The 15748-nt window shown below is 54.4% G+C and carries 13 protein-coding genes; 6 read left to right on the top strand and 7 right to left on the bottom strand.

The genetic code is table 11. The features are described 5' to 3' along the window. Positions 1-68: 68 nt before the first annotated feature. The 3 genes from KWG64_RS20625 to katE all read right to left on the bottom strand — a co-directional run bounded on the left by KWG64_RS20625 (position 69) and on the right by katE (position 4123). Positions 69-596: a DedA family protein gene (locus tag KWG64_RS20625; RefSeq protein WP_104924109.1), complete on the bottom strand. Its 528-nt coding sequence runs from the start codon at positions 594-596 to the stop codon at positions 69-71. Positions 597-790: 194 nt separating this feature from the next. Next, positions 791-1552, bottom strand: coding sequence for a uridine phosphorylase (gene udp, locus KWG64_RS20630; protein ID WP_101079380.1), 762 nt, complete (start codon positions 1550-1552; stop codon positions 791-793). 288 nt (positions 1553-1840) lie between these two features. Then, positions 1841-4123, bottom strand: a complete 2283-nt coding sequence (gene katE / locus KWG64_RS20635; RefSeq protein WP_218522999.1) for a catalase HPII — start codon at positions 4121-4123, stop codon at positions 1841-1843. Between the two features lie 171 nt (positions 4124-4294). Here katE and KWG64_RS20640 point away from each other — a divergent pair, with 171 nt between their 5' ends. Then, positions 4295-5134, top strand: coding sequence for a dienelactone hydrolase family protein (locus KWG64_RS20640; RefSeq protein ID WP_218523000.1), 840 nt, complete (start codon positions 4295-4297; stop codon positions 5132-5134). A gap of 103 nt (positions 5135-5237) precedes the next feature. On the opposite strand, the gene fsa is transcribed toward KWG64_RS20640, so the two are convergent. Beyond that, positions 5238-5903 (bottom strand): fructose-6-phosphate aldolase, encoded by a 666-nt coding sequence (gene fsa, locus KWG64_RS20645; RefSeq protein WP_218523001.1) that lies wholly within the window; start codon positions 5901-5903, stop codon positions 5238-5240. An 11-nt stretch (positions 5904-5914) separates the two neighbouring features. Continuing rightward, positions 5915-8419 (bottom strand): phosphoenolpyruvate--protein phosphotransferase, encoded by a 2505-nt coding sequence (gene ptsP, locus KWG64_RS20650; protein WP_218523002.1) that lies wholly within the window; start codon positions 8417-8419, stop codon positions 5915-5917. 351 nt (positions 8420-8770) lie between these two features. Here ptsP and KWG64_RS20655 point away from each other — a divergent pair, with 351 nt between their 5' ends. The 5 genes from KWG64_RS20655 to KWG64_RS20675 are packed head-to-tail and all read left to right on the top strand — an operon-like array spanning position 8771 to position 13764. Continuing rightward, positions 8771-9850: a PTS fructose transporter subunit EIIC gene (locus tag KWG64_RS20655; protein WP_218523003.1), complete on the top strand. Its 1080-nt coding sequence runs from the start codon at positions 8771-8773 to the stop codon at positions 9848-9850. A 29-nt stretch (positions 9851-9879) separates the two neighbouring features. After that, positions 9880-10209, top strand: coding sequence for a PTS fructose-like transporter subunit IIB (locus KWG64_RS20660; protein WP_218523004.1), 330 nt, complete (start codon positions 9880-9882; stop codon positions 10207-10209). Positions 10210-10225: 16 nt separating this feature from the next. Continuing rightward, entirely contained in the window at positions 10226-12523 is a 2298-nt protein-coding gene (locus tag KWG64_RS20665) for a formate C-acetyltransferase (RefSeq protein WP_218523005.1), read from the top strand. Further along, on the top strand, positions 12489-13394 hold the full coding sequence (locus tag KWG64_RS20670) for a [formate-C-acetyltransferase]-activating enzyme (RefSeq protein WP_218523006.1): 906 nt from the start codon (positions 12489-12491) through the stop codon (positions 13392-13394). Before KWG64_RS20665 ends, KWG64_RS20670 begins: the two co-directional genes overlap by 35 nt. Positions 13395-13419: 25 nt before the next feature. Further along, positions 13420-13764 (top strand): PTS fructose-like transporter subunit IIB, encoded by a 345-nt coding sequence (locus KWG64_RS20675; protein ID WP_195825745.1) that lies wholly within the window; start codon positions 13420-13422, stop codon positions 13762-13764. Between the two features lie 18 nt (positions 13765-13782). Here KWG64_RS20675 and KWG64_RS20680 read toward each other — a convergent pair whose 3' ends face one another. Beyond that, positions 13783-14646, bottom strand: a complete 864-nt coding sequence (locus KWG64_RS20680; protein WP_218523007.1) for an AraC family transcriptional regulator — start codon at positions 14644-14646, stop codon at positions 13783-13785. Positions 14647-14779: 133 nt separating this feature from the next. Further along, positions 14780-15544, bottom strand: coding sequence for an SDR family NAD(P)-dependent oxidoreductase (locus tag KWG64_RS20685; RefSeq protein WP_101079400.1), 765 nt, complete (start codon positions 15542-15544; stop codon positions 14780-14782). Positions 15545-15748: the final 204 nt, after the last annotated feature.

Consider the following 15748-nt stretch of genomic DNA (forward strand, 5'->3'; position numbering starts at 1 on the left):
AGACGTCTTCCAAAAAGGAATTTCTCCCGCCCGCCCCTCTTAAAGACTTCAGCAATGCAGCGCAGGATTCAGAACCAGCGGCTCAGCCATTGGATGCCAAAAGCGCCCGGCGCAAGAATGCCGAATGCCCAGATCAGTGCGGAGGTTACGTTGGCAATCTGGAAATACTTCTGCGGCATGCCACAGATCCCCGCCACCAGCGGCACTACGGCGCGGAGCGGGCCAAAGAAACGCCCGATAAATGCGCCCGGCATGCCCCATTTTTCGAAGAATGCATGCCCGCGAACCAGCATTTGCGGATGGCGCGAGAACGGCCAGAAATTCCCGACGCGATCCTGAAAATGTGCGCCGACCCAGTAAGAAAGCCAGTCGCCGAAGAATGCACCGGCCGCCGCTGCTGCCCATATCGGCCAGAACGGAATGCCGGTTTCACCAATCAGCGCCCCCAACCCCAACAGAATAAAAGTGGCCGGAAGGAGCAGAGATAAAAACGCCAGAGATTCGCCAAAAGCGAGGAAGAACACGATCGGCGCAGCCCATACCTGATGCGCGCGGATAAAGGTCGTTGTGTAATCCAGAAGGTCGTGAACAGTCAAAAAGCAGTTCCTTTTGTCAGCGGTTTTGTGTCAGCGGCTTTTTATCAGCAGTTGTTTATCAGCAGATAAGTCGCCGGATTGATAAATTATTCCAGACACTTTACTAACACGACCTTAACAGATCTGATTATCGGGGCAAAAAAATGGGCCGCCAGAGGCAGCCCACAGATGTGATGTGTTTGTTTTAGTATTTTTTAGATCAGGCGACGGGCGGCTTCTACAACGATTTTCACCGCGTGGCTTTCGGTCTTTTTCATCGTTTCCGCGTCAGGAATTTCCTGCTGCGTGCGGTTTACGATAACACCGGCAACCATACCTGCACGCAGGCCCTGGCTTGCACACATGGTCAGCAGTGTGGCGGATTCCATTTCGTAGTTCATCACGCCCATTTCCTGCCACTCTTTCATCGATTCTTTGAAGCGACGAACAACGCGGCCAGAGAAGGTGTCGTAACGTTCCTGACCCGGATAGAAGGTGTCAGAAGACGCGGTTACGCCGATGTGCGTTGCAGCGCCAACAGATTCTGCCGCCGCGACCAGCGCCGTGGTACAGGCGAAATCGGCGACAGCCGGGAATTCCATCGGTGCAAAGTGCAGGCTCGCGCCATCAAGTCGAACAGCAGCCGTCGTGACCAGAACATCGCCCACATTGATATGCGGCTGAATAGCGCCGGTCGTACCCACGCGCAGGAAAGTCCGGATACCCAGCTGTGCCAGCTCTTCCACCGCGATGGACGTAGACGGGCCGCCGATACCGGTTGAACAAACGATCACAGATTTGCCGTCAAGCTCAGCACGCCATGAGGTAAATTCGCGATGAGAAGCCAGACGCACCGGGTTCTCCATCAGTTTGGCAATTTTCTCCACGCGCTCAGGGTCGCCGGGAACAATCGCCAGCGTGGCACCGTTTAAATCTTTTTTGGCCAGGCCAAGGTGGAAAACTTCAGGCTGAGACATAACAAACTCCTCTGTAAGTAAGGTCATTTATTGGCAGGAGGAACACCCGGCAACTGTACTGAACATTGTGACGTTATTTCGTGACGGCAGTCACTATGATGTAACAACAAGAATCACGCATACATTTAATTTGTGACGCAAATCACAAATTAAATGTATTACGCCGAAATTTTAAGCAGACTGATGCTTTGCAGGATGAAGTATTTCCCGAACGGAGAAATAAAAGCAGGCGTTGCCATATCACTGATGAATGACGCCGCCTGCCGGTGAGGCTGATTAAAATTCAACTCAGGCCGGAACGGCTCCGGCTGCCGCACTGCGCGACCAGACGCGATGTTTTGCCATTTCTTTCAGGAACGCTTTCAGTAATTTTCCTTCCGCCTTTTCGCCTTCGATAATCCCGTCCTCCGGTACGTCATCCGTCAGCCCCAGCAGCGGTTTAAAGCGACGGGCGTCTCCGCTCAGCCCGATAACTTTCAGATGTTTATAGGCTTCAAGCACGTAATGGCGGGAATCACCGTTCATCAGCAAAGCATCGATGTGTCCGTGAGGCACAATAACGGCGTCCACGGTAATGGACGGCGAACCGGCAAACGTGGCATCTACCGGCAATGTCGAACCATCATCGGCAATTACATTTCCCAGATGGCTGGCCAGAAGTTTGGGATGAACGCCCGCAGCCTGAAGCGCCTGCAAAGTTTCCAGCACATCTGCAGCATTCACGCCTTCGCCCAGCAGCACCGCCACCTGACGCCCTTTTATCGTCCCTTTTCCGCTGGCGTACAAACTCAGTGACGGATCTGCTTCCAGGCCATTAACCGGTTTCGGAGGCTTAACCTTCCTCGTTTGCGCCGAAAGTGTAATGCCCAGATTTTTCGCAACGATAGCCGCCAGAGTCTGGTCAACGTGCGCCAGCAAATCCACCACGCGTTCGCGAATATACGGCCGTACCACTTTGGATAACTCAAAGGAGAATGCCCCGGCAATATGGTCCTGCTCCACTGGAGTCTGACTCAGCCAGAACAGCCGCGGATGCGCATAGTATTCTGCAAATGATTCGCTTCGCTGCCGGATTTTTTCAGCATCAATACGCTCAGGGTAACTTTCAAATCCGCCTCCCGACGCAGCCGGTGGCGTTTCTCGCGGCCAGTTATTGTTGATTGAATTCGGCTCGTAATTAGCCGGATTGGTATCGACATCCTGCCGGTGCATCCCGTCGCGCTGAAAATTATGGTACGGGCAGGTTGGCCGGTTAATCGGGATCTCATGGAAATTCGGCCCCCCCAGACGGCTGATTTGCGTATCGGTATAGGAGAACAGACGCCCCTGCAACAGCGGATCATTTGTAAAATCAATGCCGGGCACAACGTGTCCCGGGTGGAAAGCGACCTGCTCGGTTTCCGCGAAGTAGTTGTCCGGGTTACGGTTAAGCACCATTTTCCCGACAAGCTCCACCGGCACCAGTTTTTCAGGGATCAGCTTGGTCGGGTCGAGCAAATCGAAATCAAACTTGAATTCGTCCTCTTCCGGGATCAGCTGAACGCCCAGTTCATATTCGGGATAATCGCCGGCTTCGATGGCTTCCCACAAATCGCGCCGGTGGAAATCGGCATCTTTCCCTGCCAGTTTCTGCGCCTCGTCCCACAACAGAGAAGCCTTACCCGCCAGCGGTTTCCAGTGAAAACGGACAAACGTCGCTTTCCCTTTGGCATTCACAAAGCGGAAAGTGTGGATCCCGAAACCTTCCATCGTGCGGTAACTGCGCGGAATGCCCCGGTCAGACATCGCCCAAAAAACGTTATGCAGCGTTTCGGGCTGGAGGGAAACATAGTCCCAGAAGGAGTCATGCGCGCTGGCACCTTGTGGAATTTCGTTGTGCGGCTCGGGTTTTACGGCGTGGACAAAATCAGGAAATTTATGGGCATCCTGAATGAAGAAGACCGGCGTGTTATTGCCGACCAGATCATAAATCCCTTCATCGGTATAAAACTTGGTGGCCCAGCCGCGAATATCACGAACCGTATCTGCTGACCCTTTCGAGCCCTGCACCGTCGAGAAACGCACAAAGACCGGCGTTATCTTTTTCGGGTCGGAGAGGAAACTGGCTTTTGTGACCGCTTTCAGGCTGCGGTAAGGCTGGAAATAACCGTGCGCGGCGGCACCGCGCGCATGAACGATACGTTCAGGTATCCGCTCATGGTCAAAATGGGTGATTTTCTCGCGGAGGATGAAATCTTCCAGCAGCGTCGGCCCCCGGCTGCCGGCTTTCAGCGAGTTCTGGTCATCAGCAATCTTAGTGCCCTGATTGGTGGTCAGCGGCTGCTTCTCACCATTTTTTCGATGTCGCTCCAGCGCATCGAGTTTGGCGTTAGTGTTCTCCGGGCTTTTGGCACTGCCGGAGGCGGTTGGTTCTTTGCCGGGCGGCGTGGGTTGCGGTGAAGCCTGATAAGCACTGTCGGATGGCGCGAGATTGCCCAGGCCGGGTTGAGAAGATTGACTGCCCGTGGCGGGGGCGCGGCTTACCGGTTTTGGCTCGCTTTTCTTGGTCGTTTTAGACGGTGATTTCGACATTGAACATGACTCCTCATGAAAGATTCGGACGTTCTATGGTTCTTCCCTGACATATTTCCTGCATAACTTTTAACTATAGAACATCTGTTCTGCCTTGCTGTTCCCGCTTTCGGGCTATAGTTTTAATCCATAGAGCCAGATTTCCGTATGGACACTTGCATGGAGACCACGATGAAAAAAGAAGAAGAATTACTGACGCTGAAACAGGCTCCGACCAGCTTTGCCCCTGCCGTGACACCGGTTGCCAGCACGACTATTCATACCGACACCGACGGGCTTCACGCCGGTCAGACAACCATTCCTTCGCAGGGTGAAGATCTTCCTGCCTATCTCGCCCGGCCGGAACAATTCTCCGGAAAATTACCGATCATTCTGGTGGTTCAGGAGATTTTTGGCGTTCACGAACATATTCAGGATGTCTGCCGCCGTCTGGCAAAACAAGGGTATCTGGCAATCGCGCCTGAGCTGTATTTCCGTCAGGGCGACCCGCGCAATTACACCGAAATCAGCGAGCTGTTCGAAAAACTGGTCAGCAAAGTGCCGGATCAGCAGGTACTTTCCGATCTCGACCACACCGCGCACTGGGCATCGCAGCACGGTGGGGATATTTCCAAACTGGGGATTACCGGTTTCTGCTGGGGTGGCCGGATCGCGTGGCTGTATGCGGCGCATAACCCGCAACTGAAAGCGGGCGTGGCGTGGTACGGAAAACTGGTCGGCAACAAAACGCTGACCAGCCCGACCAACCCGGTTGACCGTGCCGCTGCGCTTGATGCGCCGGTGTTAGGTTTGTACGGCGGTCAGGACACCGGCATTCCGCTGGATACCGTCGAAACCATGCGGCAGGCCATTCGCGCGGCCAATGCTAACGCGGAAATCGTCGTTTACCCTGAAGCCGGACATGCTTTTTATGCCGATTATCGGCCGAGCTATAACGCCGAAGCCGCTCACGATGGCTGGCAGCGTATGCTGGATTTCTTTGCACAGTATGGCGTGAAGTCATCGCAATAACTGCGTAATTAAGGCATCAAATATCAGAAGCCCGGCAGGTTTTCCTGCCGGGCTTTTTACTTGCAGATTTAGATTACTTGCAGATGCAGAGTCGCAGCCATATTTAACGCAGCGACAACTGACCGAATGCGCCCTGCCAGTCTTCTTCGAATTTAACTACCGCCGCCTGAACCGCCGGTGCGCTGACAAACTGCTCGGCGACGTCCATCGGAATTGTTATGGACTGGCATCCGGCCAGCAGACAATCAAGCGCCTGACGCGGCGTTTTGAAGCTGGCGGCCAGCACTTTGGCGTGCGGCGCATGCAACGTCAGCAATTTCTGCAATTGCGTCACCATCTCAATCCCGTCTCCGCCCTGCGCATCGAGACGGTTCACGTACGGCGCAACATATTCCGCTCCTGCCAGCGCCGAAAGCAGCCCCTGACCTGCACCATACACGGCGGTTCCCAGCGTCGGAATTTTTCGGGTACGCAGGATTTTAATGGCTGCCAGCCCTTCTGCCGTAACCGGAACTTTCACCACCAGCCCCGGGACGCGTGAATGAAGCAATTCGGCTTCTTCAACCATTTGTTCTGCCTGATTTGCCAGCACCTGCGCAAACAGTTTTCCTTCACCGCCTAAAGCATCACGCAGCGCCGGCAGGACTTCCCATAATGACGTCCGGGCTTTTGCCACAATGCTCGGGTTTGTGGTCACGCCCTGTAACGGCAAAATGCGGGATAAACGTTTTACTGCGCTGATGTCAGCGGTATCCAGATACAGTTCCATATCCTCTCCTGTCAGAGTTCAAGCTCTTGTTTCAGCAGCGTTTCAATCTGCGCTGCCGTGGTCGAATTCATCAGCGCATCCCGGAAACTGTCATGCATAATCCGGCGCGCCAGCTTTGAGAAAATCCGCATATGCTGGTCACCTGCCGCGTGCTTATTGAGGGTCAGCATGATGACAAACTGCGCTTCTTCATCGCCCCACTGCACCGGTTCAGGCAACTTCGCGACGCTGATTGTCGATTGTTCGATATGTTCTGATTTGGTATGCGGGATAGCAAAACCGAAACCCAGTCCGGTCGAAAATACGGCTTCCCGCGCCCAAACGTCTGCTGCCAGTTTTCGCGGATAGCGACAACGTCCGGCCAGCATCAGGTTATCGACCATGCCTTTAATCACTTCCTCTTTGCTGCGCCAGTCCGCATTGAGCGCCACGCATTCTGTGGTGATCAGCGGTGCATCGTTCACGGCCATACGGAACTGCGCCAGCAAATGTTCAACCTCAAGCGACGTGCGGCACTGCATGGCACGGTTGAGCAACTGACGGCATTCCCGGCTGTCGAGTTTTGCCAGCCGCGCTTTCGTCACCGGCACCGACGGCGCACTCATGCTGATTTCATCCAGCCCGAGGCCGACCAACAGCGGCAGTACGGAACCTTTCGCGCCCAGTTCGCCGCATAAGCCAATCCATTTCCCGTGGCGATGCACTTCGCGTACGACGTGGTCAAGGCCACGCAGGAATGCCGGATTCAGGCTGTTGTAATGGCGGGTAACTTTGGCGTTATCGCGGTCGACGGCGAGCAGGTATTGCGTCAGGTCATTGCTACCGATGCTAAAGAAATCAATCTCTTCGCAGCATTGATCGATGATGAACATCACCGACGGGACTTCCAGCATGATCCCGAACGGGATTTTTTCATCAAACGGGATCTGTTCATTGCGCAGGGACTGTTTGGCCTCCGCCAGCCGGTCTTTCACCCATAAAATTTCTTCCATTGAGGAAATCATCGGGATCATGATTTTCAGCGGGCCGTGTGCGGAAGCACGCAAAATAGAGCGCAACTGCGTGAGGAATAAAGGCAGGAACTCCTGATAAATACGGACAGCGCGGTAGCCCAGGAAAGGGTTGTTTTCAGCCGGAATATTCAGGTAATTAACCGGTTTATCGCCGCCAATATCCATCGTGCGGATAATAATAGTTTTGCCTTTTGCCGCTTCCGTTGCCTGACAATAAATGTTGTACAGCTCATCCTCAGAAGGCGCACTCGCGCGATCCATATAAAGCATTTCCGTCCGGAACAACCCTACCGCTTCGGCACCGTTACTGAACGCCGCATCGGCTTCGACCGAATGCGCGATATTCGCCGCGACCTCCAGGCGCACGCCGTCGGCGGTGTATCCCGGTTTATCAAGATAGGCACTCTGCTGCTGCCGCAATGTCTGACGGACATGTTCTTCCTGACGGTAATAGCGCCTTACCGGCTCACTGAGCGCACAAGCCACCAGCCCGAGATCGCCGTCAATCTGCACATCCTGCCGCAGATACGCCTGTAATGGCTGCGGGTCGACCCCAACCAGCGTGGGAATATTGAAAGACCGCGCGAGGATCACCGTGTGCGATGTGCTGCCACCGCTGCCGAGCAGTAATCCTTTAAGGTGTTGTTTATCCAGTTCGAGAAACTGGCTTGGCGTCAGTTCATCCGCCAGACAAATGCTCGCTTCACTCAGTTTTTGCTGGGACGCAAAACAATCCTCGCCATAGATTTGCTGCAACAGCTGGAAGCTGACATCACGAATGTCCAGTTCGCGTTCACGCAGATAGGCACTGGAAGATTGCGCCAGCTGTTCGCTGAAATGCTGAGCCGTTTCCACGATGCTTTGCGCGCAACTTTTTCCTTCCATGACATGCTTATGCAGCGCGTCACGCAGGCTGTTATCACGCAGCAAAGAACGGTGCGCCTCCAGCACGGCGGTCACCGTGCCATTCCCTGCCATCAGCTGAAGTTCGATAGATTTCTCCAGCCCTGTCAGCCCGTGAGAAAGTAAACTCTGTTCTTTATCGGTGCCTTGCGTCTCGGGTAAATCCGCCAGCGTCGCCAGATTCACGCGGGCAAGGCTGACCAGTTTCCCCAATGCGCAGCCTTCACTGACGGAACGCGCACGAAAGACCAGCGGGGAAAGATGTGCCAGAGATTCAGGAAGAGGTTCCCGCTCCGCCTGATCATCATGTTCCGGCAGGGCTTCATCACACAGCGGAAACTGGTGTTCAATAAAATGCGCCAGCGCGGCAAAGGCGGCTTCTTCGTCTTCCCCTTCCACGGTGACGTGGCATTCATCACCCAGCAAAATATCCGCGCCAATCAGCGACAGAACACTTTTGCCATCGGCTTTGCGGTCAGAACGGGCATTGTGCCAGTGAAAAGAAGAATCAAATCCATTGCACAGCGTTTCAATATGGCTGGCCGGACGGGCATGAACACCATTTACCAGTACGCAGGTGAAGCTCAACTTCTTGGTCATTTCTGAATCCTCATCCCAAATTCCGGCGGATAAACCGGCTCATTGCAGGATAGGAGTCTGGCGGGCCAACTTGCTACCAGACAAAAATGACAAACACTGGACAAATGTAATGTCCGTCGCTTTTTGCGAGGCAGCTCACACTGCGTTCTGACGTAAAAACCTCCCTCAGACTCGGGTTATTTGAACCTGCTCGCATTTTTGAACTGAGCTTACAAAAGTCCAGTAAAACACAAATTTGTCCACTATTAGCGCCCATGACGGCGGCCTATTGTGGTCGTCAATATCCTTTCAGCTTCCGAGGTTTTGCTGAAAAGGACGTTCCGTTATTTTCGCCCGACACCGGAGCCCACCATGAAAGAATTGCTAAATATTCTAAAAAATACCCGTCAGCACCTGATGACCGGCGTATCTCATATGATCCCTTTTGTGGTTGCGGGCGGCATTCTGCTGGCAGTCTCTGTCATGCTTTACGGCAAAGGTGCCGTGCCTGACGCAGCGACCGATCCGAATCTGAAAAAACTGTTTGATATTGGTGTAGCCGGTCTGACGCTGATGGTGCCTTTCCTGGCGGCTTACATCGGTTATTCCATTTCCGACCGCTCTGCGCTCGCGCCTTCAGCCATCGGTGCCTGGGTCGGCGCTTCTTTTGGTGCGGGCTTCTTCGGCGCGATCATCGCCGGTCTTCTCGGGGGGATCATCGTTTTCTATCTGAAGAAGATCCCGGTACCGAAGATCCTGCGCTCCGTGATGCCGATCTTTGTGATCCCGATTATCGGCACCTTGCTGACTGCGGGCATCATGATGTGGGGGCTGGGGGAACCGGTCGGGCTGCTGACTTCCTCGCTGACTCACTGGCTGCAAGGTATGCAGCAGGGCAGCATTGTCGTGCTCGCCATCATTATGGGGCTGATGCTGGCTTTCGATATGGGCGGGCCGGTCAATAAAGTCGCCTACGCCTTTATGCTGATTTGCGTGTCACAGGGCGTTTATACCGTCGTCGCAATTGCCGCCGTCGCGATCGCCACACCTCCGCTGGGGCTGGGTTTCGCCACACTGATTGGCCGCAAATACTATTCCACTGAAGAACGCGAAGCCGGAAAAGCCGCCCTGCTGATGGGATGCGTCGGCGTCACTGAAGGCGCGATCCCTTTCGCCGCCGCCGACCCGCTGCGCGTTATTCCTTCCATTATGGTGGGCTCCGCCTGTGCGGCGGTGACCGCTGCGCTGCTGGGCGCCGAATGCTATGCCGGCTGGGGCGGGCTGATTGTGCTGCCCGTCGTAGAGGGAAAACTCGGTTATATCGCGGCCCTGCTGGTCGGCATGGTGGTGACCGCCGTGTGCGTCAACGTACTGAAGTATCTGGCTGCCAAAAAGCAGTCGGCTAAAAAGCATCAGGAATCAGACCTGGATCTGGACTTCGAAATTAACTGACCTCAGACGTAAAACCAAAGGTGAAAATCATGACCAAAATTGTTGCTGTCACTGCCTGCCCGTCCGGCGTCGCTCACACCTATATGGCCGCCGAAGCAATTGAACGCGCGGCCAAAGCCAAAGGCTGGGCATGCAAAGTCGAAACTCAGGGTTCTATTGGCCTGGAAAATGAACTGACCGTGGAGGATGTCGCCGCCGCCGACATGGTGATCCTTACCAAAGACATCGGCATCAAATTTGAAGAACGCTTTAAAGGCAAAGTTGTGGTTCGCGTGGCAATCAGTGACGCCGTAAAACGCGCTGACGCCATTATGGAAAAAATCGCGACACACTTCGCCAGCACGGCGGCCACGGATTAATCACAAGGAGAATAAGATGACTTCCCGCATCGAACGTCTGAAAGCCGCACTCTTCGCCAGCCCGCGTGAAATTTCGCTGGAACGTGCCCTGCTGTATACCGAAAGCCATCGCTGCACCGAAGGCGAATGCACGCTGCTGCGTCGCGCTAAAGCGACGGCTTACATTCTGGACAACGTTGAAATTACCCTGCGTGAAGACGAACTGATCGCCGGTAATCGCACGGTAAAACCGCGGGCGGGAATCGTCTCACCAGAAATGGATCCTTACTGGTTGCTGAAAGAACTGGATGCTTTCGCCACCCGTCCTCAGGATCGTTTCAACATTTCAGAGCAGGATAAACAGGTTTACCGCGAGCAGCTTTTCCCTTACTGGGAATCCCGCTCAATGAAAGATTTCATTAATCAGCAAATGCCGGAAGACGTTAAGGCAGCGACCCAAACGCAGATTTTCAGCATCAACCAGACCGACAAAGGCCAGGGGCATATCATTATTGATTACCCGCGTCTGCTGAATACCGGGCTGGATGATCTGGTGTCTGAGTTACAACAGCACGTTGAACAGGAGCCGGAAAATACGTTTTATCAGGCGGCACTGATTCTCTTACAGGCCGCTCAGCGCCATATTCTGCGCTATGCCGCGCTGGCAGCGCAGATGGCCGGTGCGTGTGAAAACGTCCGGAGAAAGCAGGAACTGGAACGTATTGCTGCCATCTCGACGCATATTTCAGGTAAGAAACCGCAGGATTTCTATCAGGCCTGCCAGCTGTTCTGGTACATGAATATTATTTTGCAGTACGAATCCAACGCCAGTTCGCTGTCGCTCGGACGCTTCGATCAGTACATGCTGCCGTTCTACCAGCATTCTCTTTCACACGGCGAACAGCCGGCGTTTTTGAAAGAGCTGCTGGAAAGCCTGTGGGTGAAATGCAATGACATCGTGCTGTTACGTTCAACGTCAAGCGCCCGGTATTTCGCCGGTTTCCCAACGGGTTATACGATTTTACTCGGCGGCTTAACCGAGACGGGCCGCAGCGCGGTCAACGTGTTGTCATTCCTGTGTCTGGACGCTTATCAGAGCATCTGCCTGCCACAGCCCAATCTCGGCGTGCGGGTGAACGAGCTGATCGACCGCCCTTTCCTGCTGAAAACAGCCGAAACTATCCGTCTCGGCACCGGCATTCCGCAAATCTTCAACGATGAAGTGGTGGTTCCGGCCTTCCTGAACCGCGGCGTGAGCCTCGAAGATGCCAGGGATTATGCGGTTGTCGGCTGCGTCGAATTATCTATCCCAGGGAAAACGTACGGGTTGCATGACATTGCGATGTTCAACCTGCTGAAAGTCATGGAGTTAACGCTGCATGAGAACGAAGGAAATTCTGCGATTACCTATGCTGAGCTGGTGGAACAGATCCGCCAGAAAATCAGCCACTACGTGAAACTGATGGCGCAGGGCAGCAATATCTGCGATATCGGCCACCGCGACTGGGCACCGGTTCCGTTGCTGTCGTCTTTCATTGAAGGTTGTCTGAAAAGCGGGAAAGACATTACTGCCGGTGGCGCGCGCTATAATTTTTCCGGCGTTCAGGGCATCGGTATCGCAAACCTCAGTGACTCACTGCATGCGCTGAAAGGGCTGGTGTTTGATCAGCAACGCCTGAGCTTTGATGAACTGCTTGCCTCGCTGAAAGAGAATTTCGCCAGCGAAGAAGGCCGCGCGATCCGCGCCCGCCTGATCAACCGCTTCGAGAAATACGGCAACGACATCGATGAAGTTGACCTGATCAGCGCCGACTTGCTGCGGTTTTATTGCAAAGAAGTCGAACAGTACCGCAACCCGCGCGGTGGCCAGTTTACGCCGGGGTCCTATACCGTTTCCGCTCACGTCCCGCTCGGCGCGGTCGTCGGTGCGACGCCGGACGGGCGCTTTGCGGGCGAACAACTGGCCGACGGCGGCCTGTCGCCTATGCTCGGGCAAGATCATCAGGGGCCAACCGCGGTACTGAAATCCGTCAGCAAGCTCGACAACACGCTGCTCTCAAACGGCACGCTGCTGAACGTGAAATTTACGCCATCAACGCTGGAAGGTTTACAGGGTCTGAATAAGCTGGCTGATTTTCTCGGTGCTTTCACCCATCTGAAATTACAGCATGTTCAGTTCAACGTGGTGAATGCAGAACAGCTTCGCGAAGCGCAAAGGCGTCCGCAGGATTTCGCCGGATTAGTGGTCAGGGTCGCCGGATACAGCGCGTTCTTTGTCGAACTGTCAAAGGAGATTCAGGATGACATTATCGGCCGCACCGCGCACCAGCTCTGACCTGCGGATCCCCACGGTCAACGGAGCTTGTGAAACCGCTGAAAAATCCCTGACGGGACGCATCTTTAATATTCAGCGTTTTTCTCTCAATGACGGTCAGGGGATCCGCACGATGGTTTTCTTTAAAGGTTGCCCGCACCGCTGCCCGTGGTGCGCCAACCCGGAATCCATGTCGCCCCGGATCCAGACCATCAAACGTCAGGCGAAATGCCTGAACTGCCGGACTTGCTTGCAAGACCCGCAGGAGTGCCCGAGCGGCGCACTGGAATATGTAGGCGAAGACATTACGCTGCCAGCGCTGATGTCCCGGCTGCTCAGGGATGAAGTTTTTTTCCGCTCATCCGGCGGTGGCATCACGCTTTCCGGTGGCGAAGTGCTGATGCAACCTGTTTTTGCCCGCGAGTTGTTGAAGGAATTACAGGGCCTCGGGATCCACACGGCCATCGAAACCGCAGGCGATGTCCCTCGGGATCATTTGCTTTCGGTGGTTGATCACTGCGATCAGGTTTTATTTGATTTCAAAATCATGGACGCCACGCGGGCCCGCACCCTGCTCAACATGAATCAGCCCCGGGTGCTGGAGAATTTTAAGGCACTGACCCAACGCGATGTGAAAGTGCTTCCGCGTGTTCCCCTGATCCCCGGCTATACGCTGACAAAGGAAAACCTGCGGCAGATCCTGGATTTCCTTAAACCCTTCAACTTAAATGAAATCCATCTGTTACCCTTCCACAAATACGGAGAAGCAAAATATCCGTTATTAGGAAAAACCTATTCGATGCACAAAACACCGGTGCCGGATGCCATCGCACTTGCGCCATTGCGCGCAATGGCTGAAAGCGATGGGTATACCGTGACGATGGGCGGGTAAAATTTCCAGCTACGGGGAGCGGTAAATGTCATTAAAACTGGTCGGAGTCACCGCCTGCATCAGCGGTGTCGCACACACGTATATGGCGGCAGAACGCCTGGAAAAGCTGTGCTTGCAGGAAAAATGGCAGGTGAAAGTGGAGACGCAGGGCGCGCTGGGTGTCGAGAACGTGCTTTCGGAAAGCGATATTGCTCAGGCGGATATCGTTTTGCTTATCACAGAGATCCAACTGGAAAACAGTGACCGTTTTACTCACAGCCGCTGCGTACAGACAGGCATTCACACTTTTTTGCGCACGCCGGAAAAAGTCATGGCCGCCGTGAAAAAGATCGCCGCATCTCCGCAGGGTACGCACATCGTTCTCGCATAATAGTGGCCATCAGCGCGTTTACGGCTCCAGACTCTCAAACTGGCTGCGATACTGGCGGCGGTATTCGGAAGGGGAACGTTCGGTGCTTTTCTTAAACTGGCGGCAAAAATAGTTGCTGTCGATATACCCGCAGGCATGGGCGACTTCTTTCACTTTCATGTCATACCCTTTCAGCAGATTTTTTGCCTGCTCCAGCCGCACATAGTTCAGGTATTCGTTCAGCCCAATCCCGCCGCTTTTCTGAAACAGATGTGACAGATAATTCGGTGAAATATAAAACGCCTTGGCGACGGAATCCCGCGTGAGCGGTTCGCGGTAATGCTCTTCGATATGCTGGCGTATCGCGCCGAAAAGCGCCTGACTGCGTGAGGCGGTATGCGCCGAGGAACTGAATAAATCCAGCGCGTGGCTCAGTAATCCTTTCACCAGGAACTGCGCCGTCCGCTGATCCGCCCGGTGCCAAGCCAGTTCATTGAGCGCCTGCAACATAAAAGCGCCCACGCGCGGCCCGCGCCTGCCGGTATTGCCTATTTCACGTGAATCAAACTGCTTGCCGTCCCAGCCGAGCAGGCTGAAACCCAGCTGCTGTTTGCCAAATAACAGGCTCAGCGTGCGAACCGGCGTTTGCCACTGCGGACTGTTCCAGCCTTTTGCGGGCACGAATAACGCATCTCCCGCCTGCATCCGGACAACCTGACTCACGCCCTGCTCATTTTCCCATTCCATCATCTGATCCCCTTCAAGGATGAGCTCCAGACGCGGAAAACCTACCTGATACGCCAGCTCCGGCACTGGATGCTGGGCACCGGCAAAAAAGACCTGCCGGACGCCTTCTGGTTGCTCAAGTACCGGAGATAAAACGGAAAAAAGAGGGTGCGTCATGTTCAGGTTACCTGTCAGCGGAATCACGTCATCATAACTAACCTGCGGCGCAGACAGAAAAGGAAGTCACAAATTTGGGAGGAGTACCGGGAAATCCGGCCTGCCGGTGAGGCAGCGGGCCGGAAATATCAGCTTATGCCTGCGGAGGCTGTCCGTTGGACGCCGACAAACCGCCATCAACCGGCAGGTTTACGCCGGTCACGAAACGGGCGTCGTGGCTGGCAAGAAAGGCAATAACATCTGCGATTTCTTCCGGTTCCGCACCCCGTCCCAGTGGAATTCGTTCGGCAAATTTAGCCAGCAACGGCTTGTTGTCTTTAATTCCGGCCGCCATCTCCGTAAAGGTCAGTGACGGGCACACCGCGTTAACACGCACGCCGTCTTTACCGTGGTCCATCGCAATCGAGCGGGTAAAGTTCGTCACGCCGCCTTTTGCCGCATTATAGAAACTCATTCCCCAGTCGCCGCCGGTACCGGAAACCGAGGAAATGTTGACGATATTTCCCTTACTTTTGATCAACGCAGGCATGAAGAAACGCGTGCAGTAAAAGACGCCGCTCAGATCAATGGCGATAATTTTCTGCCAGTCATCCAGACTCGCTTCGGTCGCTTTACCTTGTACAACCACGCCCGCGCCGTTAACCAGCACATCAACACGCCCGAATTTGTCTTCGATCACCGCCGCCATCCGCTCGACATCCTGCGCGGAAGAAACGTCCGCCAGATGAATGTAATACTGCGTGCTGCTCAGCGTTTTGGCGACTTTCTCCAGTTTCTCTTTTGTTCTCCCCACCAGCACGACAATCGCGCCTTCCGAAGAAAAACGTCGCGCCGATGCCGCGCCCATGCCAGAACCCGCGCCGGTAACGACAACCACTTTGTCTGTAAATCGGTTCATGTTCTCTCCTTGTTCAGATGAAGGAATAAATCCGTGAAACAGGCTTTAAGCCTAGCGGAGAACCGCGCCATTCGTGGGAATCAGCCGCATTTCTGCACCCGGATAGCGCTACAGCCGGCGTATGACGGGAGCTGAAAGAGACGTAACAAAGTGCGAATGAGGCGGATGGCAGATCCCCCTACCGGCCATTTATCTCCCGTTTCC

The organism is Rahnella sp. PD12R (genome assembly GCF_019200965.1).
Classification (GTDB): Bacteria; Pseudomonadota; Gammaproteobacteria; order Enterobacterales; family Enterobacteriaceae; genus Rahnella; species Rahnella laticis.

Bases quoted from the DNA above. Each gene is read 5' to 3' on its own strand.
- KWG64_RS20665 (WP_218523005.1), top strand. From the start codon at position 10,226: ATGACTTCCCGCATCGAACGTCTGAAAGCCGCACTCTTCGCCAGCCCG.
- KWG64_RS20640 (WP_218523000.1), top strand. From the start codon at position 4,295: ATGAAAAAAGAAGAAGAATTACTGACGCTGAAACAGGCTCCGACCAGC.
- KWG64_RS20685 (WP_101079400.1), bottom strand. From the start codon at position 15,544: ATGAACCGATTTACAGACAAAGTGGTTGTCGTTACCGGCGCGGGTTCT.
- KWG64_RS20680 (WP_218523007.1), bottom strand. From the start codon at position 14,646: ATGACGCACCCTCTTTTTTCCGTTTTATCTCCGGTACTTGAGCAACCA.
- KWG64_RS20675 (WP_195825745.1), top strand. From the start codon at position 13,420: ATGTCATTAAAACTGGTCGGAGTCACCGCCTGCATCAGCGGTGTCGCA.
- udp (WP_101079380.1), bottom strand. From the start codon at position 1,552: ATGTCTCAGCCTGAAGTTTTCCACCTTGGCCTGGCCAAAAAAGATTTA.
- KWG64_RS20660 (WP_218523004.1), top strand. From the start codon at position 9,880: ATGACCAAAATTGTTGCTGTCACTGCCTGCCCGTCCGGCGTCGCTCAC.
- KWG64_RS20655 (WP_218523003.1), top strand. From the start codon at position 8,771: ATGAAAGAATTGCTAAATATTCTAAAAAATACCCGTCAGCACCTGATG.
- fsa (WP_218523001.1), bottom strand. From the start codon at position 5,903: ATGGAACTGTATCTGGATACCGCTGACATCAGCGCAGTAAAACGTTTA.
- KWG64_RS20670 (WP_218523006.1), top strand. From the start codon at position 12,489: ATGACATTATCGGCCGCACCGCGCACCAGCTCTGACCTGCGGATCCCC.
- katE (WP_218522999.1), bottom strand. From the start codon at position 4,123: ATGTCGAAATCACCGTCTAAAACGACCAAGAAAAGCGAGCCAAAACCG.
- ptsP (WP_218523002.1), bottom strand. From the start codon at position 8,419: ATGACCAAGAAGTTGAGCTTCACCTGCGTACTGGTAAATGGTGTTCAT.